This is a genomic window from Rothia sp. CCM 9417, assembly GCF_048513575.1.
Lineage (GTDB): Bacteria > Actinomycetota > Actinomycetes > Actinomycetales > Micrococcaceae > Rothia.
The window spans coordinates 1-23,959 of the sequence record NZ_JBLXXT010000001.1 but is presented as its reverse complement, the minus strand read 5'-3'; the positions used below and the strand labels follow the sequence as shown (position 1 = coordinate 23,959).

The 23,959-nt window shown below is 54.0% G+C and carries 24 protein-coding genes; 9 read left to right on the top strand and 15 right to left on the bottom strand.

Annotated features, from left to right (window positions below; genetic code table 11):
* Positions 1–34: 34 nt before the first annotated feature.
* Positions 35–2,032: a DUF6541 family protein gene (locus tag ACN082_RS00120; RefSeq protein WP_419098824.1), complete on the bottom strand. Its 1,998-nt coding sequence runs from the start codon at positions 2,030–2,032 to the stop codon at positions 35–37.
* A gap of 448 nt (positions 2,033–2,480) precedes the next feature.
* Here ACN082_RS00120 and ACN082_RS00115 point away from each other — a divergent pair, with 448 nt between their 5' ends.
* Positions 2,481–4,145, top strand: coding sequence for an alpha-keto acid decarboxylase family protein (locus ACN082_RS00115; RefSeq protein ID WP_419098823.1), 1,665 nt, complete (start codon positions 2,481–2,483; stop codon positions 4,143–4,145).
* 84 nt (positions 4,146–4,229) lie between these two features.
* On the opposite strand, the gene ACN082_RS00110 is transcribed toward ACN082_RS00115, so the two are convergent.
* Positions 4,230–5,636 (bottom strand): GntP family permease, encoded by a 1,407-nt coding sequence (locus ACN082_RS00110; RefSeq protein ID WP_419098822.1) that lies wholly within the window; start codon positions 5,634–5,636, stop codon positions 4,230–4,232.
* A gap of 42 nt (positions 5,637–5,678) precedes the next feature.
* Positions 5,679–6,200: a gluconokinase gene (locus ACN082_RS00105; protein WP_419098821.1), complete on the bottom strand. Its 522-nt coding sequence runs from the start codon at positions 6,198–6,200 to the stop codon at positions 5,679–5,681.
* A 224-nt stretch (positions 6,201–6,424) separates the two neighbouring features.
* On the opposite strand from ACN082_RS00105, the gene ACN082_RS00100 reads away from it, so the two are divergent.
* Entirely contained in the window at positions 6,425–7,657 is a 1,233-nt protein-coding gene (locus ACN082_RS00100; RefSeq protein WP_419098820.1) for an acetylornithine deacetylase, read from the top strand.
* Between the two features lie 44 nt (positions 7,658–7,701).
* On the opposite strand, the gene ACN082_RS00095 is transcribed toward ACN082_RS00100, so the two are convergent.
* The 6 genes from ACN082_RS00095 to brnQ all read right to left on the bottom strand — a co-directional run bounded on the left by ACN082_RS00095 (position 7,702) and on the right by brnQ (position 13,690).
* Positions 7,702–9,066: a hypothetical protein gene (locus tag ACN082_RS00095; protein ID WP_419098819.1), complete on the bottom strand. Its 1,365-nt coding sequence runs from the start codon at positions 9,064–9,066 to the stop codon at positions 7,702–7,704.
* A 142-nt stretch (positions 9,067–9,208) separates the two neighbouring features.
* Positions 9,209–10,171 (bottom strand): MIP/aquaporin family protein, encoded by a 963-nt coding sequence (locus ACN082_RS00090; protein WP_419098818.1) that lies wholly within the window; start codon positions 10,169–10,171, stop codon positions 9,209–9,211.
* 241 nt (positions 10,172–10,412) lie between these two features.
* On the bottom strand, positions 10,413–11,036 hold the full coding sequence (locus tag ACN082_RS00085) for a VanZ family protein (RefSeq protein ID WP_419098817.1): 624 nt from the start codon (positions 11,034–11,036) through the stop codon (positions 10,413–10,415).
* A gap of 104 nt (positions 11,037–11,140) precedes the next feature.
* The gene (locus ACN082_RS00080) at positions 11,141–11,515 is read right to left on the bottom strand and encodes a fluoride efflux transporter FluC (RefSeq protein ID WP_419098816.1); all 375 of its coding nucleotides are present in this window, start codon (positions 11,513–11,515) and stop codon (positions 11,141–11,143) included.
* Positions 11,512–11,979, bottom strand: a complete 468-nt coding sequence (locus tag ACN082_RS00075) for a fluoride efflux transporter FluC (RefSeq protein WP_419098815.1) — start codon at positions 11,977–11,979, stop codon at positions 11,512–11,514. Before ACN082_RS00075 ends, ACN082_RS00080 begins: the two co-directional genes overlap by 4 nt.
* Before the next feature lie 379 nt (positions 11,980–12,358).
* Positions 12,359–13,690 (bottom strand): branched-chain amino acid transport system II carrier protein, encoded by a 1,332-nt coding sequence (gene brnQ / locus ACN082_RS00070; protein ID WP_419098814.1) that lies wholly within the window; start codon positions 13,688–13,690, stop codon positions 12,359–12,361.
* Between the two features lie 149 nt (positions 13,691–13,839).
* Between brnQ and ACN082_RS00065 the strand changes: the two genes are divergently transcribed.
* A complete protein-coding gene (locus tag ACN082_RS00065) occupies positions 13,840–14,691 on the top strand; it encodes a PRD domain-containing protein (RefSeq protein WP_419098813.1) in 852 nt (283 codons plus the stop codon).
* 258 nt (positions 14,692–14,949) lie between these two features.
* A complete protein-coding gene (locus ACN082_RS00060; protein WP_419098812.1) occupies positions 14,950–15,456 on the top strand; it encodes a MarR family winged helix-turn-helix transcriptional regulator in 507 nt (168 codons plus the stop codon).
* 109 nt (positions 15,457–15,565) lie between these two features.
* On the opposite strand, the gene ACN082_RS00055 is transcribed toward ACN082_RS00060, so the two are convergent.
* The 4 genes from ACN082_RS00055 to ACN082_RS00040 form a co-directional block, all read right to left on the bottom strand.
* Positions 15,566–15,793 (bottom strand): hypothetical protein, encoded by a 228-nt coding sequence (locus tag ACN082_RS00055; protein ID WP_419098811.1) that lies wholly within the window; start codon positions 15,791–15,793, stop codon positions 15,566–15,568.
* Positions 15,794–15,826: 33 nt separating this feature from the next.
* Positions 15,827–16,195 carry a hypothetical protein gene (locus ACN082_RS00050; protein ID WP_419098810.1) on the bottom strand — a complete coding sequence of 123 codons (369 nt, stop codon included), beginning with the start codon at positions 16,193–16,195 and terminating at the stop codon, positions 15,827–15,829.
* A 183-nt stretch (positions 16,196–16,378) separates the two neighbouring features.
* Positions 16,379–17,584, bottom strand: coding sequence for a biotin synthase BioB (gene bioB / locus ACN082_RS00045; RefSeq protein WP_419098809.1), 1,206 nt, complete (start codon positions 17,582–17,584; stop codon positions 16,379–16,381).
* Between the two features lie 81 nt (positions 17,585–17,665).
* Positions 17,666–18,364: a hypothetical protein gene (locus tag ACN082_RS00040; protein ID WP_419098808.1), complete on the bottom strand. Its 699-nt coding sequence runs from the start codon at positions 18,362–18,364 to the stop codon at positions 17,666–17,668.
* A gap of 90 nt (positions 18,365–18,454) precedes the next feature.
* On the opposite strand from ACN082_RS00040, the gene ACN082_RS00035 reads away from it, so the two are divergent.
* The 4 genes from ACN082_RS00035 (at position 18,455) to ACN082_RS00020 (ending at position 21,154) form a co-directional block, all read left to right on the top strand.
* Positions 18,455–19,027 carry a TetR/AcrR family transcriptional regulator gene (locus tag ACN082_RS00035; protein WP_419098807.1) on the top strand — a complete coding sequence of 191 codons (573 nt, stop codon included), beginning with the start codon at positions 18,455–18,457 and terminating at the stop codon, positions 19,025–19,027.
* A 101-nt stretch (positions 19,028–19,128) separates the two neighbouring features.
* Positions 19,129–20,502 (top strand): galactokinase, encoded by a 1,374-nt coding sequence (locus ACN082_RS00030; protein ID WP_419098806.1) that lies wholly within the window; start codon positions 19,129–19,131, stop codon positions 20,500–20,502.
* A gap of 169 nt (positions 20,503–20,671) precedes the next feature.
* Positions 20,672–20,836 (top strand): ribosome recycling factor, encoded by a 165-nt coding sequence (locus tag ACN082_RS00025; RefSeq protein ID WP_419098805.1) that lies wholly within the window; start codon positions 20,672–20,674, stop codon positions 20,834–20,836.
* An 87-nt stretch (positions 20,837–20,923) separates the two neighbouring features.
* Positions 20,924–21,154, top strand: coding sequence for a CsbD family protein (locus tag ACN082_RS00020; protein WP_419098804.1), 231 nt, complete (start codon positions 20,924–20,926; stop codon positions 21,152–21,154).
* A gap of 329 nt (positions 21,155–21,483) precedes the next feature.
* Here ACN082_RS00020 and ACN082_RS00015 read toward each other — a convergent pair whose 3' ends face one another.
* Both ACN082_RS00015 and ACN082_RS00010 read right to left on the bottom strand, forming a co-directional pair.
* Positions 21,484–22,263: a rhomboid family intramembrane serine protease gene (locus ACN082_RS00015; RefSeq protein ID WP_419098803.1), complete on the bottom strand. Its 780-nt coding sequence runs from the start codon at positions 22,261–22,263 to the stop codon at positions 21,484–21,486.
* Positions 22,264–22,358: 95 nt separating this feature from the next.
* Positions 22,359–22,883: a peptidylprolyl isomerase gene (locus tag ACN082_RS00010; RefSeq protein ID WP_419098802.1), complete on the bottom strand. Its 525-nt coding sequence runs from the start codon at positions 22,881–22,883 to the stop codon at positions 22,359–22,361.
* Positions 22,884–23,120: 237 nt separating this feature from the next.
* Between ACN082_RS00010 and ACN082_RS00005 the strand changes: the two genes are divergently transcribed.
* Positions 23,121–23,720 carry a hypothetical protein gene (locus ACN082_RS00005; protein WP_419098801.1) on the top strand — a complete coding sequence of 200 codons (600 nt, stop codon included), beginning with the start codon at positions 23,121–23,123 and terminating at the stop codon, positions 23,718–23,720.
* Positions 23,721–23,959 lie beyond the last annotated feature (239 nt).

Genomic DNA, 23,959 nt, shown 5'->3' with positions numbered 1-23,959 from the left:
CTTTTGGGGCAACCTCAAAGCCCTAGCTCGAGGGCTACATGCAGAGGTCAGCCCGGTACAAGCCGACAGCCCCCACACGATCAATCTGAGTGTAGCCGGGGAGATCCTCCCCCAAGTGATCAAAGCCACTTGCCTTTTGTTGACCAGGAGGAGGTGTGAAATCCAAGGCGTAGAAGGCGTTTTCCCGGCGCATAGCCGGGCAGACATCAGGGTCGGTAGCCGCCTCATCAAAATGGAGCTTAAGCGTCCTCTGATCTTCCGTGACGTCAGCAAGCATATGCTTAGAGGTGACCTCATAGCCAGATATGGCATACGCGTAGGCCCCTCCATCCTCTGGGTTCACCACAATGGTGGACCCCTGGGGCAAGGCTCCCTTGATTTCTTGTAAGAGAGCGATTTCGTCATTGGAGACCCGGTAGCTTGAGTCGGTCACCGTATAGTACTTCTTAAGTTTCTGGAGATATTCTGTGTAACCCACTGCATTCTGGGCCCAATAGGTAAAGGGAGCCAGAAAGATCAAGATAAGAGCGGCCCATAGAGCTCCATCCTTCACCCGCCCCCGCAGGTTTGGGGAGAAAGAATCAACCAATTTCTGACTCATTGCAGATAAGCCACAGGCAGCCAAGGGTAGAGCTACCACGGGTGTAAAAGCAGCAACCCTGTAGGCATCCTGGTACCAGACACCGGTAATTTCGTACCGGCCTTCATCGTAATTTAGGTGACGGATAGCTACCAGAAAGAACATAGCCACTAGCCAGCTACCCAGAATCCATAGTTTTTTATCCCTTTGGGCAACCGTCACAAATATACCGACGATCACCAAAAGGCTGACAGCCCAGAGGGCACCGGTATTCATGACTCCGTTGACCAGACCCTCTCCCACAGCCTGCGAGGCTGTTAGTTCGGGAACCCAGTGACGTCCGGCCTCAATATCTGGGCGCATCAGCACCCACAGCACGCCTAAGACCAGGAGGCAGGAAAAGAGCGCCAGCAACTGGAAGCTGGTAGCTAGCCAACCCAGTTGCCCCCTGAGGGCAGCGCGCACCTGTAGGTACATGCGAACCACAACCATAGGTAGGCAAAGAACCAGCAAAGTAAGTGCCGCGTTAGGGTGGGCCAAGCCTATGCCTAGGCAAACGAAAATCCCCAGGAAAATTCCCTGAACACTAGCTAGGGTCCTCAAATGCGCAAGTCTAAAAATCTGAGCAGCTAGGCCTATACCCACGGGAATGAGCGCAATTCCCAAATTATTGGGATAGAGAATCCCCCAGCGCATGAGAAGAAAAGGGAAGGCTATAAAAGATGCCGAAATAGCCCCTGTCCCCACCAGCGATACCGGGTTATTCCTCAGGATATGGCGCACCATGTAGAGGGTACTGATAGGCCAGACAAAAGCACCAACCGTTAAAGCCATGCTATTGACTGCCACCCGAACAGAATCTTGAGCCGCCCCAAGGGCCAAGGCAGGGATAGCATGCCAGGCAGCCGGGTAAAAGGATGAGTCGGCGTCAATAGTCATTGTCCCGACAAAGAAGGACGAGGCATTGCCTTCTTCAGCGATATACCGGACCGCATTAAGGTGAAAGAGCTCATCAAAGGACTGCCCAATAGCATCTGGGCTACCGAGAACGCCCAGGATACCGCGGCCCAGGAGGGCAACCCCTAGAAAAAATCCTAAGACAGAATAAATACTTTGAGGACCCCACCATTGTGACTGGCTCAGTGTGGATGGGCTACCCGCCGTGAGGGGCAGGGGGGCATCCCACCACCTATATCTCTGCATCAACCGCATCAGCGGGTAGGTAAGGAGGGCTAATATGAGCCCGCTCAGGCAGGGAACAGCTATAGACCACCTGATCCCCAACAGGGGTGCAACTATGGCGCTTAGCCCAATAGTGGCCACCGATACAGGCAGGGAGAGGGCTAGGGCATCTAGCCCCTTCTGGCCTGTCGCTAGGACAAGGAATAGCCCCGGTAGAACAAGAAGCGCCACACAGATAACAACCGGAAGCACAAGAACAGACCAGCTCACCAGTCCCACTACCTTTCGGGGATAAAATATCCGGTATAACTCAACCCATGAGCTCTATGGGTTCGGATCAAAAGTATCTCCTATTTTAGACATATTATTCTTGAGCCTTGTTAATCCCGGGCTTAAACCTGCAGAAATCACGGCAAGTACCGGGCAAGCTCAGAGCTAGGGCGGGCTAGTCTCCTGCACACTATCTTTCTTCCGTACCCGCTATACCTCAGGACCTTGCTCTCATCCCCTTCTTACCGAAACCGCAACAATCACCGCATAAGCTCCCCCCTAGAGCCCCTCACATACAGGCGGATCTTCTATTAAACACCCATTTGTGCACCCTCAGACCAAGAGTAAGCGCAAACCGGCTCGGGGGGTCTTGCAGGAGCGATTAAACTGTTAGATGACTGTGGCAGGTGCTAATAACCTGCATGATGTACTAGAGAAGGAGTCGACGATGACTTATACCGTAGGCCGCTATATTCTCGATCGCTTGGCTGAGCTAGGGGTCGATAAGGTCTTTGGCGTCCCGGGGGACTTTAACCTCTTTTTCCTGGACGATGTTCTGGCCCATGAGAAGCTAGATTGGGTGGGCAACGCCAACGAACTGAACGCTGGCTATGCCGCAGACGGGTACGCCCGTGTTAAGGGGCTGGGTGCGCTAGTTACCACCTACGGCGTAGGTGAACTGTCCGCTATTAACGCAACTGCCGGTTCTTTCGCAGAAAACGTCCCCGTCATCCATATTGTGGGTGCCCCTAGCCTTGCCGCGCAGAACTCCCACCTGCGTATGCACCACACCTTAGGTGATGGGGATTTTAAGCATTTCATGCGTATGGCCTCGGAGGTTTCTGCCGCTGTAGCCGCTATCCACCCCGCCACTGCAGCCAGTGACATTGACAGCGTGATCCGAAGCGCCGTCATTCAGCGCAAGCCCGGCTACCTGATGCTCCCTGTTGATGTATCCACTATGCCTACCACCCCACCGGCACAGCCACTTGAGGTAGACAGCAAGGTTTCCTCACCCGATATTGAACAGGCTTTCCGCAAGGCAGTAGCTGATTTTATGCAGGGTAAGAAGGTTACTGTACTTGCCGATATTATGACCGAGAGGCTAGGTGCCGTAGCTGAGGTGCGGGACCTGGTGACCGAAACCGGCTTCCCCTTCGCATCACTCATGTGGGGTAAGGCTGTTCTCGATGAGACGGAACCTAATTTTGCGGGTATCTATGTGGGTGGGCTTTCTGCCGAGCCGACACGTGCCGTAGTTGAGGATGCCGAGGTTCTTATTTGCGCTGGTGTAGAGCTTACCGATACCACCACCGGCATCTACTCCCATTCCATTGACTTTAGCCGGGTAATCAATGTTGCGGCTGAGAGCACCAGTATCGCGGGCCGCCACTATGCGCCACTGACCATGGCCAGGTCGCTGACCATCGTGAAGGAAGTCGCGCTGGAGCTGGGGCTCAGTGGTACCGACTTTGAGGCAACCACCACCCAGGAGCCACTCCCCCAGATTACCGATGAGGCACTCACCCAGGACGCCCTCTGGAAGGTTCTTTCATCCAACCTGGATTCTAAGAACACCGTGGTAGTCGATATGGGCACCTCCTTCTTTGGTATGGCTACCCGCAAGTTCCCCAAGGACTCACGTTTTATTGGCATGCCACTATGGGGGTCGATCGGCTATTCCATTCCGGCTCTCTTGGGAGCGGCTATGGCTGACCAGGGATCCCGCGGTGTACTGATGGTGGGCGATGGCTCTGCCCAGCTCACGATCCAAGAGATTGGCACAATTATCCGTGAAGAGATCAACCCGGTTATCTTCCTGATTAACAATGATGGCTACACCATTGAACGTTCAATCCACGGTGTCACCGCCTCCTACAACGACATCACGGCCTATGACTGGTCAAAGATTCCCGGTGCCTTTGGGGGAAGAGAGGACAACACTGTTGTTCTTCGAGCCGCCACTATTCGTGAATTTGACGAGGCCTGCCGCCTTGCTCGTGAAACCCGCGACAAGCTGGTCTTTGTGGAGGTTGTCACCGCCCCCATGGACATGCCTGAGCTTCTAGAGAAGTTTGGTGCACAGGCTGCCCAGCTCAATAAGAAGAAGTAATAACTCATAGAGACCTCAGAGGCCGCCCCCTCAACAGAGGGGGCGGCCTCTGAGGTCATCTGACCTTTCTCAGGGAGTCAGGCTCTAGAGTAGGCTTGCGGCTCCAAAAACTGCCAGGGCACCGGCAAAACCAGTTATGCCGATCAGGGTTTCCATGACGGTCCAGGTTTTGAGCGTAGTTTTTTCATCCATGCGGAAGAAGCGACTGACCAGCCAGAAACCTGAGTCATTGAAGTGGGAGAGCACTACAGAACCGGCGGCAACTGAGACGACCAGGGCGGCTAGCTGAATTGAGTTGTAGTTAGCTGCTAGAACACCGGGGGCAATCAGGCCAGCAGCGGTAGTCAGAGCTACGGTGGCTGAGCCTTGAGCTACACGTAAGATGGCCGCAATCATGAAGCCTGCAAAAATCAGCGGAACCCCTAAATCACCCAGTACATCAGCTAGGGCATTACCAATCCCTGAGGAGCGCAGGACCCCACCGAACATACCGCCGGCACCGGTAATCAGAATAACCGAACAGACAGCGGGCAGGGCGCCGTCCATAATCTTTTGTAGTCCGGCTGCCTGGTCCTGACGCTTGAAGCCTAGCAGGTACATGGCAACTAGGCAGGTGATGAGCAGGGCAACGGGAGTCTCTCCTAAGAGCCGTAGGACCTGGAACCAGGTTTGGTTGGCTGAACCTTCAGGTAGGACACCGCCGGTGGCAAGGGTGTTGAGGCCCGTATTGAAAAAAATAAGGGCCATAGGTAGGAGCAGAACAAAAAGAACCGTTCCAAAAGAGGGCGGGTTGGTAGGATCTTCCTGAGTTTCTTCGTACCCCAGAAGTGCCGGAACCGGTAGGTTAATCCTCTGGGCTACCAGCTTGCTAAAAAGGTAGACTGCCAGGTACCAGGTTGGGACTGCGATCAGGAGTGAGACAAGTAGTAGGGTTCCTACATTTGTTTCAAAGAATGCTGCGGCAGATACCGGCCCAGGGTGGGGTGGAACAAAGACATGCATGACCGAGAAGGCACCTACAACGGGAATACCGTAGTAGAGCAAGGAACCCCCGACCCAGCGAGCTACTGAGAAGACGATGGGTAGCATGACAACCAGCCCGGCATCAAAGAAGATGGGGAATCCAAAGAGCATTGAAGCGACACCAAGGGCAATAGGGGCCCTCTTCTCACCAAAAACTGTGATCAGCTTATTGGCTAGCACCTGGGCGCCACCTGAGTACTGAATCAGAGCACCCAGCATTGCGCCCAGTCCCACCAGCAGGGCTACGGAGGCAAGTGTAGACCCAAAGCCACTGAGCATGACCGGTACAACACTGGTAATCGGTATGCCTGTGGCTACTGCGGTCAGGAGGCTGACAATGATCAGGGAGGGAAAGGCATGTAGTTTCAGTTTGATGATGAGGAGTAGCAGGAGCAAAATTGCACCGGCGGCTATAGCTAGAAGCGGGCCTGCGGTCAGGCTCTGACTCCAGTCGTCGGGGAGGGGCATGAGGAACTACTTTCCTGATGGATAAGATGATGTGGTTACGGGCTAGGTCAGGCTAAGGCCTAGAGCTGCATAAGCTCTCTCAAGGACCTGGGGCATCTCACCTGAGATATCTACGGCTACACCCTTTTCATCCTCTTGGAGGGGTTCTAGGGTAGCTAGCTGTGACTCAAGTAGTGAAAGCGGCATAAAGTGGCCTGTGCGCCTCTTCATGCGCTCAGCGATTAGGTCTTTATCGCCGGTGAGATGCAGAAACACAAGTCCCGGTGATGCTTCTCGGAGTACATCGCGGTAGGCGCGCTTAAGGGCCGAGCAGGTGACCAGGGTCTTAGCTTTTCGTTTATCTGCTTCCTGAATCCAGGAGGCAATTTTCTCTAGCCAAGGGCCTCGGTCAGAGTCGTTGAGGGGTATTCCTGCGCTCATTTTGCGGATGTTGGATTCTGGGTGCAAGTCATCTCCTTCGATGAATTCCCAGCCCAGCTCATCACGCAGAGCGTGGGCGACACTGGTTTTCCCGGTGCCACTGACCCCCATCACCACAATATGATGCGCGCCATGTGTTTTCATTCCTCCTATTATGCACCGAGGGGGTCACGAACCCTAATTTATTGCTTTACCAGGTCTTAGGCTAAGCCAAGGACTAGGATTTTCACCCTCAGGTATATTCTCTTATCCTTTTAGATCCTCCTCCATCGGAGAATAGAAATAACATGCTTTATTTGGCATATTCACTCTTAGAGTCCTCTGCGGGAGTAAGCTGGAAATCAGCTTAATCCCCTGAAAGGACACCAGTGTCTACACCTGCCAGCCTGCCCTGGATCGAAAAGCTTATTCGCACCGAATCCATTAGCCAGACCAGTAATCGGGCAGTCATCGACCTCATCTCCGCAGAATTTGAGAAGTATGGTTTCACCCCCTATTTCACAGACAGCGATGACGGCCAGCGCACCAACCTTTTTGTCACCATTCCGGCCAGCGATGGATCTACTAGTGGCGGATTGGTGCTCTCGGGGCACACCGATGTGGTTCCGGTTGAGGGTCAGGCCTGGACAGTTACTGCCCCTTTTTCACCGCGCGTAGTCGATGGCAAGCTTTATGGCCGGGGGGTATCGGATATGAAGTCTTTTATCGGGGTTATTCTCTGGCTACTCCCACGCATCGCCCAAGCCCAGCTCACCCGTCCCCTACACTGCGCCTTCTCTTATGATGAAGAAATTGGTTGTGTAGGAGCACCGTCTATGATCCGAGAATTCCGCGAGCGCGGGGTAAAACCCGATTTCGCAGTAATCGGTGAGCCATCCATGATGCAGGTCATTTCGGCCCATAAGGGCGCCCACCGGGGCCGGGTGACTTTTACCGGTGTCGCTAAGCACGCATCACTAGCCCCCCACGGGGTTAATGCTCTAGCTCCTGCGGCGGAGTTCATTACTTTCTTTGAGCAGCTAGCGGCAGGCTGGCGGGAGCACGGCCCCTTTGATGAGGATTTTATTGTTCCGTCGTCCACTGGCGGAGTGAATTTTGCGCGTGGGGGTATCCAGTACAACATTGTGGGTGAGCATGTGGTCTTGGAGTACGATTTTCGCACGGTACCTCAGATGACGACCGATGAAGTGATGGCCCAGCTTGAGGCTAAGATAGCCGACGATTTGCTACCAGCCCTTAAGTCGCGTGCCCGTGATGCGGAGAAATTGGCGGGTGTTTCTGCCGGTGAGTTTGAGACGGCGGTGGGTATTGAGCACGAGCTTTTGGCTGTTGTTCCTGCGCTGGGCACTGCGGGTGATGCTGAGATTATTGGTCTGGCTAATGACTGGGCAGGGCGTGAGGGGTCGCGGGAAGCTCTTAAGGTTACCTACGGTACCGAAGCTGGCCAGTTTGCCCTCTATGGCGGTGTGCAGGCTGTGGTGTGCGGACCTGGTGATATTGCACAGGCGCATACTCCTAACGAATGGATTGAGCTAGCCCAGATTGAGGCCTGCGAACGCTTTATGGAGAAGGTTTTGGCATGGGCAACCAGCGCCCAGTAAGAACCTGTCAATAGGTTCTTCCAAACTGCAAGGTTGAGTTGCTATTACCTACTGAGCAGGTCTCCTAGGTCTTCAGCGGTGTCTAGCCTGTAGATGGTTTCCACGGTGTAGCTCTCTCCTAGCTCGGTTGCTACCCGGCTCTGGAGTTCTTTACCCAGAGCTATCCACCGCTGGTACGGGGCTTCTTGGTAGCGAGAAGAGACGGTGGGTGTAGCAGGGTCCCCTATACCCACTTCCTCGTGCAAAGGTGCTCTGCGGTCAAGTGATTCCCAGAGCATGGCCCAGTCACCGATAAGTTCGCGGGTGAGGGAACTCAGGGGTAGTTCTTTGCTGTCTCGAGGTATGTCCCTGTACCAGAGCGGGAAGGACCCTCCCCAGTCGTTAGCGAGCGCTAGTCGTAGGCGGTGGGCGTTGGGGCCTATACGCCATTCATGGGTGTCCGGGAGGCCGGGGCTTTCATAGAGGTCACGGTAAATTGCGCTCACCAGAGGTACAAGGGCTGAGCGGGCCTGTTCATCTCGTACTGCGTGTCGTTGCACTGAAGAAAAAGGCAGGTTACGCCCTGCCCCGGGCTCCGGGGGTCCGTAGATGTAGTCCCAGTCTCCGTTACTTCGCAGGTAGAGGGTCAGCCTGTTGAGGTAGCTGAGGGTGAGAACCCAGCAGTTTGTGCGAGTATCTGCCCGGTAGCGGGGGCCGATTCTCCGGTAGTAACCCCTAGCCTCACTGTTTTTCCATGCATAACTTTCAGGGTATGCGCCCCAGGCCTGCGCAGCCAGCCCTCTCAAGTCCTGCGCCTGGGATAGATCTGATTCAGGTGGCAAATACCCCCACCAGCGCAGTGGCTCTGCTGGCAGTATCAGGCTGTAGTCGCTGTCGCTCTCTTGCTGGCTTGCTTCAATCAGGTAGGTCAGGTTGGTGCAGGTGGCAACATGACCGGGAACCAGGCGCGGCCAGGTATCTGCCACTGGGTAGGGCTCACTGCCGCATTCTCTTTCGATGAGGGCGCGCACGGCACCCATAAAAGCGGTGAGTGCCCGGGTTTCTCGTCCCGTTTCGTCGTCCCCGGGGAGTTTGCCTTCAAAGACCCCAGGGCTCACCTCTTTGAGCAAAGGACAGCCGGGCTGCCCCATCACAGGCGAAGTCACTAGGCTCATGTCCCAGGTCTTTGTTCTCTGCGTGTAGGTAGCCCGAATTGTGATGCCGGCAGATGTCTCGGGCCTATAGGTCACGCTCATCTCAGAACGGCCCGGCGGGTGGTAAGGGTCTTGTTCAATTTCCCCTTGCACATAGATGATGGTGCCAGGTTCCCCGGGGTGAGTTTCGATGACAGGAACCGTGAGGATCCCTGCCAGAACGGGGTGCAGTCCGGGAGCTAGGGGGTAGGGCACAAAGTGATAACTGGCAACCATAAGCCCAGTGTAGATACCCTGCCGATAGTCTGCCTAGAGGCACCGTAACAAAAGTGCCTACCCCGGGTCTACTTCCTGCTAACTTGCTGTAAGCAGGAGCTTGAGGTGGACGGGGTAGGCGCAAAGGGCTGTATGTGGGGTCTTACTCCCAGAAGTGCTTCTTGTCGACCACGGGAATCTGGCCGGTGGGTACATAGGTTGCGGCAGCTGATGCTGCGGTTGCGGCGGTGTCTTCTACCTGGGGCAGGATTTCAGCAGACTTGGAGCGGTACATGTGGGTGTTAGCCCATAGCCCAAACCCAAGTACGGCTACCACCAGAACTGTTGAGATGATCTGGAAGATAGAGAACTGACCGTCGTAGTAGAGCTTGAAGAAGGAGCCGCCCATTATGCCACCGGAGATAGGTGCAGCGATTGGCACCCAGGCGTAGAACCAGCGTGATCGGCCCTTGCCATGGATAGGGAGCAGGGTGTGCATGAGGCGGGGGCCCAAGTCACGGGCAGGGTTAAGTGCGTAGCCGGTCTGACCGCCCAGGCCGATGACCAGTACGGTAACCATGAAGCCGAAGGCAAGGGGCTTGAGTACGTCGTTGAGGTTTAGCGTCAGGGCGGAGCCTTCGAGGGCAGGGCTAAAGTTCACGCCCACATAGAGGGCTGAGAAGACCAGCATGAAGGTACCGATAATCTCGGAGAGAGCGTTGGTGAAGTAGTTGTGAATGGCGGGAACGGTGGCGAAGACACCCAGCTTGATTTTGCGGTCAGCGGTGGCTTTCCAGTGAGGTAGGTAGTTGAGGAAGACGATAAAGGCACCAGCCATGGCACCCAGCACCTGGGCCAGGATGTAGCCGGGAACCTTGGCCCACTCAAATTCGCCGTAGGCAGCTAGCCCGATAGAAACGGCGGGGTTCAGGTGGCCGCCGGAATAGTGGTGGGAGGCGTACACACCAAATGCTACTGCGAAGCCCCAGCCGAAAGCGATGGTGAAGAAGTTGTCACCGTGGCCTTTTGAGCAGCGTAGCTCCACGGTGGCGATGACACCACAACCGATGGTTACCATGATCATGGTGCCAAGGAATTCAGCGAGGTAGGGGCTGATGGTATTCACAGGTTCTCCGCACGGTCTGGGGCGTGGGGCCGGTGCTATCCGGTGTCTTCACCCAAATAATTGTTTCGGTTGCGTTTAAGTGTGAATGAGTGGGTTCATTGGGGCAAGACCTTAGGGGTAAAAGTGCTCTAACACTTAAGCGATTTCCTGCGATTTACCCAAGATAATGTGATTGAAAACCCATAGTTTATTTCCACCTACTAAGAATCTAGCCCGGATTCACAAGCGCAGATTCCCGCATTTAGCGAGCAAAAAGACGCTTTAGTGTCTCCAACAGGTAGCCACGGCACTGCCAAGCCGCCACAAAAGTCCAGCCCAGCACAGCACCCAGGGTGTTATTGAAAAGGTCCTCGGCATCGAAAGTGCGGATCGCACACCCGTAGTAGCCCCAGAGCCCGGTGAGCTGGGTCAACTCAATAACCAAGGAGACCCCAAAGGCGGCCAGTAGTACGGTACGAAAATGGGCTTTCCAGAACAGGTAGGCAAAGATTCCAAAGGGGATAAAGAGCAAGATGTTGAGGAGCATCTGCAGGATATAGGTGGAAAAAAGGGCTTCGAGCAGACTACCGTGTTCCCGCAGGGCAAACTGTAGGCTCCATCCCAGGAAGAAGCGGGGGTAGGTATTGCCCCATCCCGCCGGGCAGACAAAGGTGTCCCGATCCGGCAGCGGAAGTAGGGTGTAGGCGACCACTCCGGTGGCGTAGAACAGGACTATTGAGGTACGCCCCAGCCGTCGCACGAGGGCACGGGTAGCAAGGTGGCGGCTGCCCCACCAGGTCAGGGGAAGAGCAACAAGAGCTAATATAAGCCACAGCCAGATAGCCTGCTGAATCACAGGTAGAGAGTAGTTAAGGTAGTAGCGCATAGTCCAGGGGTGTAGGAATCGGGGGTCTTTATTCTAGCCCCTTGTATAAGAGGTCAATTTTATTGTTCCCTTCATGGGCTAGGCCTTCACCTGATAACTGCCCCTCAAAGGGCTAGGGATACCCCTACAATAAGCCCCAGGGCAGCTGCCAAGCTTGCGCACACAGCTTGTAGCAGGACAAGAATCAAGGGTCCAGCCTTACCGGGGTGGGTGACTGCTTCAAGAAGGGCAGTAGAAAAAGTCGTGTAGCCGCCAAGAAAACCAGCGCCCAAGACCAGTCCAAGACCTTCTGAAAGGTCAGAAGCCTGATTCTGGGTTATCACCCCGGTCAGCAGGCCTAAGAACAGGGATCCGGTCACATTAATAAAGAAGACCCCCAGCGGGAGCCGGGTGCAGAGATAAGCCTTAAAATAGCTATCGACCACAAAACGTAAGGCCGCTCCAAGTCCACCAGCACAGAAAATAAGCAAGGCAATCATCGCGGGCCCCTGCCCTTCTGAAAGTAGTTTTCCTTGTGCTCTCTTCCGCCGAGCACTTTACCCCAACGTAACCCTGACCAAGCCATCAGATAGCCTCCAAACAGTGAGAGCACCAGATAAATCAGAGCATCTATGTACTGCCCGGCTGCCCCAAGCTGAGCGAGAGCCAAGGCAAAAGATGAGTAGCTAGTAAATCCACCCAGCACACCGGTTCCTAAAGTTAGACGTGCTGACCTTACCCAGGGTCCCCCTGAACGAGAGTTCAAGAAGCCGGTCAGTACTCCCAGAATGAGGGCACCGGCACAGTTGATGGCAAGCATAGTTACCGGGAGCATGTTCAGGGGGTCTGTAGTCAGGGGGTCTACTGCAGAATCGGGGAATAGGGCGGTAAGAGCCACCCTGATAATGGCTCCGACACCACCACCACAAAAGACCAGGAAAGCATCTGAGGGGCTAGGTTTCACCCGCCCAGACTATCACCTTGCTCGCTCATCCTGAGGAGGGGTCACCGGCAGTAAAATTGACCCTCAAAGCCTTGGATCATCTTCTTTAAATTTCCATCATCAAGACCTGTTTCTTTCCAATCTCCCATCGGGTAGAGTCTGTTGCAAGCTGTTACTTGTTTATTTTTGAAGAAGATTTTGGTGGCCCTGCCGGGGTCTCATGAGTTTGAGTTGGAGGGTTAAGCCTTGCAACTCGTTGAGCGGGCTCGCGTTGATGGTTGTGGTTCCCCTCAGCGCGAGCCTCTTTTATTAAGAAGAAAGGGGGCCTTGTCCCGCACTTAAGGTGCGAGGCAAGGCCCCCTTTTTCTATACTTTCAGGTCCCAGCTGACTGCGCTCAATCTAGCTGTTACGGGGTTTCCGCGTCGTGTCGAGAACAAAACCAACCAGAGCCGCAACCAAGGTAGGTACAATCCAACCAAGCTGGTAGGAATGGCCCGGTGCCCAGCCGATGAGAGATTCAATGAGCGAAGACCCAATTCCCTGGGAGGAGAGCGTCATGCACAGCGCCCACAGTACCGAGATGATCAGTGCAAAGCGGTGGGTAAAGTTCATCCAGGGCGCCTTAATACCTGCTTCTACCAGCGCAAGAATCACCAGGGTGAGAGCCGGAGGGTACAGGGTGGTGATGATGGGAATGGCAAAGCTCATCAACCCTTCGAGGCCAAAGGAAGCCAAGGCAAAGGCAATCAGGGTGAAGATGATAGCCCAGGCTCGGTAAGACACTGCGGGAATCAGCTTGTTAAAGAAGGAGCTGGTCGCACCGATAAGCCCAACAGAGGTGGTCAGGCAGGCAAGAAGTACAATTAGGCCAAAGACGAGGGCCCCAGCGCTACCCATAGTCTGGTGAGCAGCTTCGGTCAGCAGGGCCGCACCGTCCTTGAATCCCTGCCCATCCTTAATATGACCGCCAATGTATCCCAGGCCCAGGTAGACCAGCCCTAGGAGTAGACCCGCGATAATACCGGCCAGAGCAACACCGCGGAGCAGGTCACCGCGGGCTGTGATTCCTTTTTCTCGTAGGGAGGCAATCACGATAATCCCGAAAGCAAGGGCAGCTAGGGAGTCCATGGTCATGTAGCCGCTGACAAAGCCTGTAGCAAGGGCGCCGCTGGCGTAGTCTTCGGTGGGAGTTGCCGCTGGCTCACGCAGGGTTAAAAGACCCATCACAAAGAGTGCTACCAATAAAGCCACAAGTGCTGGGGTGAGGTACTTACCCAGAGCGTCAACAATTCCGCTGGGGTTCATGGCCAGCACATAGGAGATCCCAAAGAAGATCGCGGAGAAAATCAGGGTGGGTAGTATGCCTTGGGCGCCAAAGTAAGGTTCTACAGCGATGGCGTAACTTACGGTGCCGGTGCGAGGCAGGGCGTAGAGAGCACCAATGGAAAGGTAGACCAGGGGTGGGAAGATCAGGGCAAAGATACGCCCGCCGCGGCTTGCAAGGTCATGAAGGTCAAGACCTGTCACAGCAAGAGCAATCACCGCAAGAATGGGCATCAGCACACCAGTAGTCAGGAATCCAATTATTGCAGGGGTAAAGTTGGTTCCCGCCTCTGCGCCTAGCATTGCGGGGAAAATAAGGTTACCTGCTCCAAAGAACATGGAAAACAGCATCAAGGCTGTCACCAAGACACCTGCAGGAGAAAATGATGATCGAGAAGTAGTGTTCATTTCTGGCGGTTATCAATTCTTGTTGAAAGCGAAAGCTATAGCTTATACAGTTTCGGGCAAGAGGTCCACAAAAGAGTGGGACCTCAGCACCGCAGACCGGTAGAATGATAGGGATACGGCACTTTCTGCAACAAAGATGGGGGGTCAGTGTGCGCATTGCTCGTATTTACAATAACAATGTTGCGCTCACCCAGACCTATTCCGGTGAGCAGATTGTTGTTATTGGCAAGGGTCTTGCTTTCGGCAAGCGCAAGGGGGACATGGTTGACCCCACTTTGATTGAACAGACTTTTGTTCCTGAATCAGGGATGTCTGATGAGAGTTTGTCATGGTCTCTGGCAAAAATACCATCAGAGATTTTGGGTATTACAACCGATTTGGAGTCTCTAGTTAAGGCTGAGGGTATCAGCATTTCTCATTCTTTTATTGTGCCGGTAGCTGACCATATCAACTATGCGGTTATTCGCGCCAAAGAAGGCCTAACTGTCGATTATCCGCTCGCTGTTGAGGTGTCGCAGCTTTATCCCCAAGAGGTCCGATTTGGACGTCGTGCCCTTGAGCTGGTTAAAGACCGTATGGGCATTGAGCTGCCCGATATTGAGTCTATTCCTCTGGCTATGCACCTGGTTAATTCTCAGTTCGCTTCTGAGGATATGGGCAGCACTTACCGCATGACCGAGGTTTTTGCCCAGATTTTTGAAGTTATTGGTGCAGGCTTTGGTGGCCCCGTTGATCGTTCGCTTATGAGTGCGGCGCGCTTTGTTACTCATCTTCGATACTTGTTCGTGAGAGCCTCTCAGCACCAGCCACCGGATTCTTCCCCTAGCCTCCCGCTCCTCTTGGACAGCATGAGAGAGGCTCACCCCCGAGCTTTTGCCTGTGCCCGCAAGGTGCGCCTGGTATTAGAAATGCACCTTAACCAGCCGCTGACCGACGATGAACTCACCTACCTGACGATTCATATTGCCCGGCTTGCCCGGGATCAGTACAGCATCTCATAGCTCAAGCCAGCAAGGGGTAGGGTTTTCAGCATGGCGTGAGAACAAGATGCACGCTGGTTCATCTGTCTATTTTTTCTTCTCCATAAAAGAATCAGAAAATAAACATAGATGCTGGTCAAGCCAATATTTCCCTTAAAGTAGCTTAATATTTAAGGCAAGTATTCCATACAGGTAAACCGAGAGTTAGGCTAAACCTGTAGGGGTTTTTCCAGCTGCCCCTGCATCTACTCTCTCACAAGACTTATGCGAGGAGGTTTTGTGACCATATCTACCCCATCAGCTAGTTCCCTTAAAGATCAGGAAGGCCTCTGGAGGAACTTGACGGAGACTCTGGCAACTCTCAATCTCCATCTTGATCGTTGCCTCAAAAAAGAAGCAAAAATTAAGCTGTCCGACTACAAGATTCTGGCAACTCTCATGGAGGCCAATAGCGTCTCTCCCACCGCAGGAACGCTTATACGCATGCGCGATCTTGCGCGAACTACCAGCGTTTCAGCTTCTCGTCTCACCTACCAAATTGAAGCTCTTGAGCGGCAAGGGTGGGTCTCAAAGATGCCTGTGCTTCAGGACCGTCGAGGTAAAGGTATAGTAATTACGCCCTTGGGCCAGCAGGTCTACCGCCAGGCAGCTCCTATATATACCCGAGAGGTACAGCGCACAGTTTTCAGCGCACTTGACCCTTCAATAGCCCTTGCGGTTTCACTTTTTTCGCGAACTGTCCGGAACAACATCACATCACAGAGCAAAACTCAGGACCCGCAATAGCTTATAGGTCATTTGTACCTTCTACAGATAAGGGTTCACACCAGCCATCAAGACGGTAGAACCCCTCTCTTATGTGAAGCTGCTATTGGCACCCTCAGTCAGGTATAACTTAGCTGGATTTACCAGCCTTACCCTTGGGTGCTGTTCCCACTCTCTGTGCCTTATAGAGCTGTTCACGGTTGGCAAGAACAACTAGAGCCATAGCGTTAAGGGCAAGACCCACAATAAAAATAATCCAGCCAATAATCATAAGCGAGGTTCCGCTTAGGATAGCTCCCACAACGAGAGCTGTCACCGAAACCAGGTAGGCCGGCGAGAAAAGAAATTTTGTATCCATGAACTGAGGTATAACCTATCTGCCGGTAGAGCTTTAGTGAACGTGCGGACGAGGGGGGCGGGGGCGGAAGATACGCTCATCGGAGGTTGCCGCAGGGTTGGAAGGAAGGATCTCGTGAGACTCAGTTACGGGTTCCGCTTCATCAATCTGCGTATCTGATACCTCTCCTAGGCTCTCAGCTTCCTTCTGACCTTCCCCACCCGTCAGCAGAGCAGGAAGAGGTCCGCCCTTGGAACGCTGAATCATGACCAAGGTAGAGAAGACATTGAGGCCCAAGCCAGCCAGAAGCAAAACCCAACCCAGCACCGCGAGCAAAGATGAGCTGACACTCACCAGTAAAGCTCCTACAAGCAGAGACGCAAGGGAAGTCAGGTATGCCGGTGAAAGATCTTTGGGGTCCATGGGTCCTAATTCTTTGGTTTACTTAATGCCTATATTCTACAGGAAGAATATTTAGGGGTAGGGCGACAAGCGTCCAGTTACACCGGGTGTAGACCTAGCGCCTATCGAGTGGTTACTTACCCCATGGTAGGGGATAATCCTCAGAATTTCTTGAGTATCTACCTCTCGGCATCCTGAATCACCCTAGAAGTTGGGGGCGGCATCCGTCCCTACGCCTCGTCGGCGAATCTGGGGGGAAAAGATGGGGCCTTCCTGGGCCTTGGCAGGTTCGTGCCCACCGCAAGCACTGGATGAGCAACCTCCGCACCCACCAGAGGCACCGCAGGGAGCAAGAGCTGTACCGGACTCTTGGGCTAGATCTACTCCATGGGCACGCAGGTAGTCTTCGTGTTCTGAAACCAGGTCACGGTCTTCAGCACCAAGAACAAGGAACCCGCCGTCACGAATCATTTTGAGGTCATCGAGGGCTGACTGTCCGGTGGAGGTGAGGTAGTCGCCCAAGAAGAGAGAGTTCACCACATGCAGGGCCAGTGGCTGTAGAGTGCGCAGGTGCATTTCACGCCCCCCGGCCATGCGCAATTCTTTTTCCGGGGCAACCATGCGGACCGTGGCGAGAATCCGTAAGCACCGCATGGGGGTCAACTCCCAGGTTCCTGCCAGCGGGGTTCCTTCAAAAGGCATCAGGAAGTTCACCGGGATTGAGTCCCCCTCAAGTTCTTTGAGGGAAAAGATGGCATCAACGAGCTGTTCATCAGTCTCACCCATGCCCACAATCAGGCCAGAGCAGGCAGAAAGGCCGGCGTTTTGGGCTTTTGCGACGGTATCTAGCCGGTCCTGGAAGGTGTGGGTGGTGCAGATATCGGCGTAGTGGTCTTCGCTGGTGTTGAGATTGTGATTGTAGGCATCTACCCCGGCAGTTTTAAGGCGGTCAGCCTGGCCGTCTTTGAGGATACCCAGGCAGGCGCAGACCTCCACCTGAGGGTGTTCTTCTTTGAGGTCTTCTACCATTGCTGCCACCCGCTCAACATCACGATCGGTGGGACCTTTACCGGAGGCCACCATGCACACACGTGATGCCCCACCGGCAATACCGTAGCCGGCCTGCTTGACGGCTTCATCAGCCTTAATCCAGGTGTATTTGAGCACGTCGGCTTCTGAACCCAGACGCTGGGAGCAGTAGGTGCAGTCTTCGGGGCAGAGACCCGATTTGAGGTTGACCAGGTAGTTGACCTTGACGGTGTTGCCAAAGTAGTGACGGCGCAGGCGCGAAGCCGCATCCACGAGAGCAAAGGTCTGGGCATCGGTAGCTGTCAGCATGGCGAGCGCTTCGTCGCGAGTCGCAGGCTGGCCAGCTAGGGCCCTGTCGGCAAGAGCAGAAAAGTCAGTCATGCAACCAGTGAACACTGTTTTTGAACAGTGTTCAACTTTTGGGCACCTATGACTTTTTCACTTCTCCTGCCTGAGCCTGCTTTAGGACCCGCACCCGCCACTACCGCAAGCGCAGTTGCCACCGCACCCACCGGTCTTATCGGAACCGCTCAGGGCGATCTGAGCGTAGGTTTCTGCACCGGCAACACCGTGCTGACTCAGGTAATCCACATATTCGGCGACCAGGTCACGCTCTCCGGCACCTTCAATAGTGAGACCTGCGCCCACAATAAGTTTGAGGTCCTCAAAAACCAGGCGAGGTTCCTCGAGACTGTCGTTGAGCGCCAGGGAATCAATCGCACCCACAGCAAGGGGCTGTAGGGAGCGGAGCGTCGCCTCTCTGCTGGAACCCAGGTGAAGACTACGAGCAGGATTCGCAATACGGGCGGCTGCAATAATGCGCAGCGCTTCCATAGGGAGCAGAGCACTGTCCCCTGCCACAAAATCAAGTTCCAGAGCCTTACGTGTTTCACCCTCGTCGATAAGTAGAGCAACGAGTGTTGTAGGGTCAAGCGGTGCGGTAATTTCTAACCGAACCCCCGCTTTTACGTCTGCCGCTACCCCCGGCAGGTTAGTCACTGTCATCAGCGTCCCAAAGTGCTGTTGTCGTAGTTCCGCCGCGAATTCCATGAGGGCAAAGGTAGCCGCAGCGCTAGCGGTGAGAACGTCGCTGATGTCCTCGGCGGTGACCTTCTGCCCCGCCCGGACGCGGCGGGTTAGGTCTGAGAAGTTAAGAGTCATGCTCCCCAATGTACTCCCCTACCGCCAGTTTCGCCCTGCCGGGTCAGCGCCTAACTGTTCTGAAAACTCAAAGTAGGACACAATGAGGGGGTGGCATTAACCCGTGAGAAGATTCTTGATACAGCTTTTGAAGTACTCCGCCAGTTTGGGCTAGCCGACCTGTCTATGCGCAGGTTGGCAACCGAGCTGGGGGTTGCACCGGGTGCCCTTTACTACCACGTCAAAAATAAGCAGGAGCTCCTTACTCATCTCGCATCTCGCATGTTGCACAGAGTTCTGGTCGCCTCATCTAGGCGGGGTAGAGCAGGCACAGGTAAGTTGGCCATTATCTGCGGTGAACTGTACACCCAACTTATGCCGGTCAAGGAATCTGCCGAGGTAATCCGTCTGGCTATTGCACTGCATCCCCAGGAGCAAGGGCCGGGGCATCTTGATCTTTTAGATATTCTGGAAAGCGAATTTAAACCCCTCTGCGGATCCTCTGCGGGCCTTGCCGCGAGTTCTTTGCTCCATCTGGCTCTCAGCCTGATTGAGGAAGAGCAGACCAGAGCACTACTCACGGGTGCCGCTCCTGCCTCAGATCCCCCGGCAAGCTATATATCTGCCCTGGAACACCTGATTAAAGGTTTCACAGTCAGTCCCTCAACTCCACCGGGGTATTAGCCTGCGATACCTTCGACAAGAAATAAAGTAGTAGCTTCATACGTTTTACATGTAGCTAGAATGACAACCGGCTCCTGAAGCCTGTAGAAAAGATAAGTATCGTGACTTTCCGTGTAGAACCCCTGTGGTCAACTCTGCCCGACCATGAAGCCCAGGTGGAGGCCGCCCGCACCGCTTTCATCGATAAGTATGGGGAGGAACCAGACGGTGTGTGGTCAGCTCCAGGTCGACTCAATCTCTTGGGGGAATACATCGACTTTTTGGGCGGCTCCTGCATGCCCATGCCTCTGCCCTACCGCACCTATGTTGCAGGTAAACTCCGCACCGATGGAGTTCTGCGGGCTGCATCTCTCCAGATGCCAGGCGATGACCGCACTGTTGTCATTCGTGAGATCGCTCCCGGAACTATTAAGGGCTGGTTCACCTATGTTGCCGGAGTAGCCTGGGCTATGAATAGGGAAGGCGGCAAAGATATCGCTCTGCCCCACCAGTTTGGTGCCGACCTCCTGATTTCATCGCAGGTTCCCGTGGGCGGGGGGCTCTCATCATCAGCTGCTATTGAATGTTCAACAGCGCTCGCCCTCCTTGATCTTTCGTGCCCTCTACGAGCTGATTGTGACTCCACCGAGGCTCTTCCCTCTGATCGAGGTCCCGGTAATGACCAGCTCAGGGCGCGCCTGGCGCAGGTCTGTATCAGAGCTGAGAACGAGGTCGCAGGTGCCCGCACAGGAGGGTTGGATCAGACCGCTTCTCTTCGTTCCACACCGGGCCAAGCGCTTGTCATTAACTTCAGGGATTTCTCTATTGAACCGCTAGAGGTCGATGTGAATAAGGCAGGTCTAGCCTGGCTGGTTATTAATACCAACACTCCCCACGAGCTCACAGGTGGAAAGTTTGCCGCTCGGCGGGCGGCCAACGAGGCTGTCACCCAAGCTATGGGGCTCGACTATCTACGCAATGCGCTTCCCAAGGACCTATCCTGCGCCGGTCTCAGCGAGCGTGAGGCCAAACAGCGTCGTCTCAATATTATTGACGAGACAGTTAACCGCGCACTGGTTGCCCTGGAAGAAAGTGGGCAGCCCCTAGATTTCCCCCGTGGCTGGGTGCGCCACACTCTTCACGACATGACGCTGGTTGAGCGAGCTGCCTATCTTCTAAAAGCTAAAGCTGCGAGTGGGCACACCGATTGGGTTGAGCTGGGCCATCTCTTCACTGAAAGCTTTGTTTCCATGCGCGATGAGCTATGGGTCTCGCGCCCCGAAATTAATGTGGCGGTAGAGACCTGTTTGAAGGCCGGGGCTTTAGGTGCCCGACTGGTGGGTGGTGGCTTTGGTGGCGCTGTTATGGCGCTCATGGATGCCGCGCATATACAGCAGGCCGCCCAGCAGGTTGCTCTTGCTTACGCTCAAGGGGGCTATGATGAGCCTGAGTTCTTGCCGATGGTAGCAGGCTTCCCTGCCGATAGAGATCTTTAGGACTTCTTCTCAGCCTCTCAAAGTATTGCACAGCTCCTTGAATGCCGGACTGACTATCTCAGCATATCTACAGCCTGGCGGGTTTCTTTTCACAGTGAGAGTGCATAAACTGGGCTTCAGGGATGGCTTTCCTGCCGTCCTGGTATATACCTCACATAAGGAACAACAAATGGGTTTTGACCTCAATAACGCCATCAACGAGAACTTCGAGAAGGCGCAGGACGTCGTCAATGAAAAGGCCGGTAAGGAAGTTGTCAACGACGACCTTGCTCAGAAGGCCAAGGACGTTGCATCCGATGTTGCCAATAAATTGGGCGAGAAATTCAACAAGTAAAGCTTGGGTTTACCCCACAAAACAATACCCAAGTATCACCTTATAAAGGTTCTATCCGTCTCTGGATATAGATGAAAGGAGCCTCTCATGGCTGCAGAAGAGAAATTTGAAAACGGTCTAGACAACCTAGCTGGTAAAGCTAAGGAAGCTGGCGGAAAGCTGACAGGTAATGACCACCTCGAGGCAGAAGGCAAGACCGATCAGGTCAAAGCTCAGGCACAGGACAAGGTTGAAGACGCCAAGCAAGCCGTAAGCGACGGCATTGACAAGGTCAAGGAAACCTTCTCCGGGATTGCAGACTCTTTCAAGAAAGACTAAGTTAGTTTCTTCTTGGGCGTCACAGGTTGTACCTGTGGCGCTTTTTTATTGGGGAGGGGCGATTCCGTAGGGTTTTATTCGCTTATTACCCACACAGGTTTTATCCACAGGTGGGGATAAATTTGGGGAAATCTCTTACACCCATGTAATTTCAAGATCTCCATCAGCTCGGTTCCACTATACACAGTTTTTTAACATCTGTGGAATTACATCTATGTAGTTATTAACAGCTGTGGATAAGCTGTGTGGAACCCTGGTTTAAGTACAGTGGGGCTGGCTAGCTATAGGCCACCCGCCCCACTGTTCTTGTCATTTTGTTGATCTGCCCACTAGCGGCTGAGTCGCTTACCCCGAGGCGTTGGGATACGGTCTAAGAGGGTAGCTACCGCGGCACCTGTAATCAGCCCGCCTAGGTGGGCTTCCCACGAAATACCAGAAGCAAAGAAACCAAAGGCAAAGTTGAGAACAACTAAGAGGACAATGCCATTGGTGCTCTGTTTGCGAGCGCGGGAGAGGGCAAAGAAGGCTCCAAAGAGCCCAAAAACGCCACCCGATGCGCCCAGCGTACTGGTGTCCATGGTGCCCATCATCTGGGCAATCAGATGCACCGCCAGGGACCCTCCAATAATGGAGAGCAGGTAGGTTGCCAAGAATTTCCACCGTCCCAGTAACGGTTCCAGGGCCTGCCCAAAGAGGTAGAGGGTCAGCATATTGAGCAAAAGATGGGTGATATTGCTGGTGGAGTGCAGAAAGCCTGAGGTCAGCAGGCGGTACCACTGTCCCGTATATTCCACGTAGAGGGGGTTGTAAATGCCGAATAGGGTGACCTGGCGGAAGAGTATTTGGAGGACCCACACCAGGCAGTTGAGAGCGATAAGGATGTAAGTAACGATGGGCATGGTGTGGGCATACCGAATTTTAGGTGCGGTAGCTTGAGCGGCAGTCATACAGTCCACGCAGATCATGCCAACTTCTAAGGGCACCTGACATTTGCCGCAGGCCAGTCTGCCACACCGCCCACATCGTACATAGGTTATCTGATCAGGGTGGCGTGGGCACACCGAAACCTGTTCATCCTTATACCCGTAACCGCCTGTCTGTTGGCTCACGGGGCCTTCCTTTCTCTATGTACTCCTCATAAGCACAGAGTGCAGAAAGGCCCGCCCAGAGTTCGGGCGGGCCTGGAGTAAATCTTTACGGAGATTTAGAGCTCTTCGATGTCGATGGAAGAAATGACGACGTCTTCAACAGGGCGGTCCATGGCGCCAGTAGGAACACCTTCAATCGCATCAACGACCTTCTTGGAATCCTCATCTGCAACCTCACCGAAGATGGTATGGCGGCCGTTGAGCCAGGGGGTTTCAACGGTGGTGATGAAGAACTGTGAGCCGTTGGTGCCGGGGCCTGCGTTAGCCATAGCGAGCAGGTAGGGCTTGTTGAAGGAGAGTTCGGGGTGGATCTCGTCCTTGAACTGATAGCCGGGTCCACCGATACCCTGGCCGAGGGGGTCGCCACCCTGGATCATGAAGTCGCGGATAATGCGGTGGAAGATAACGTCCTTGTAGAGGGGGCCGTTCTGTGCTTCGCCGGTGCGGGGGTGGCGCCATTCCTGGCTACCATCGGACAGGCCGATGAAGTTTTTGACGGTTACCGGTGCGTGGTTACCGAAGAGGTTAACGACGATGTCACCGTGGTTGGTGTGAATTGTTGCTTTTGCAGTTGCAGTCATGTCCCTATTCTTGCACGGGGTGTTCAATACCCGCTAGCTATTCGCTGTGCTTTTGCACTAAGCGAAAGCGGCTCAACTTCAGCGAGTAGAGAAACACGGGTGTTTTTTGAGGTATCCAAACCCTATTTTGAATGATAGAAAGTAAGCTGATAATGAGATACTAGTAAAACCTGCTAGTTCATTTAGTTGAGCCGGGAAGGCAAAACTGCAAGCAGGTTAAGACTCTAAGGAGAGACCATGGAACTATGTAAGAAGAGCAAGGCTAAGAAGGCCCAGAAGCAGGCAGAGAAGCTGCTGGCGAAGGCTACTAAGAAGTCCGGTAAGAAGGCAGATAAATTGACTGCTCTAGCGGAGAAAAAGTTCAGTCGTGCCGAGAAGTTGACCGGCAAAAAAGCACACCAGCTCGGCAAGAACGCTCGCTCGGTTGCCCAGGATGGCGTACAGAAGGCTGAAAAGATTCAAGGCAGCCTTGCCGATAAAATTCAGTCAAAGGTGGACGATGTAACACCTGCGGTAGAAAGTGCTGTAGCTCAGGCTCGAATCAAAGCAGCCGGCGTTGCCTCAACTGTGGCCGGTAAGATTTCGGATGTAGAGGCACCAGCTGCGGTTGAAACTCTAGCAACCAAGGTGACCGGCGATAAGAAAGCCCTGAAAAAAGCTCAAAAGTCTGCCGCTAAGGCCGCTAAGTCTTATGCTAAGGAACAGAAGAAGGCTGCTAAGAGTGGCGGCAAGGGCCTATTGGTCTTTGGCCTGCTGGTTGCTGGCCTTGTTGCTGGCGCTGCTGCCTACAAGGCTTCACGCCCTGTCGAGGATCCCTGGAAGACCCCTGCGGCCTAACCTTTCCTGCCTTGAGTTAAAGAATGGGGGCCTGTCTCTATAAGAGACAGGCCCCCCTTTCTGTGAAAATTGGTGGGGCCGGGCGCAAAGCTCTACCAGGAACATGCGACACAGGGCAGGTGAGGGGAAAATCTGGCGGGCTAGCACCCTTGAGGTGCTGTTCAGGGGCTAGGTCTCATCTGAAGACAAAAAGAAACCCTAGGCTGAAAAGCCTAGGGTTTCTTTGAACTAAATTTAGA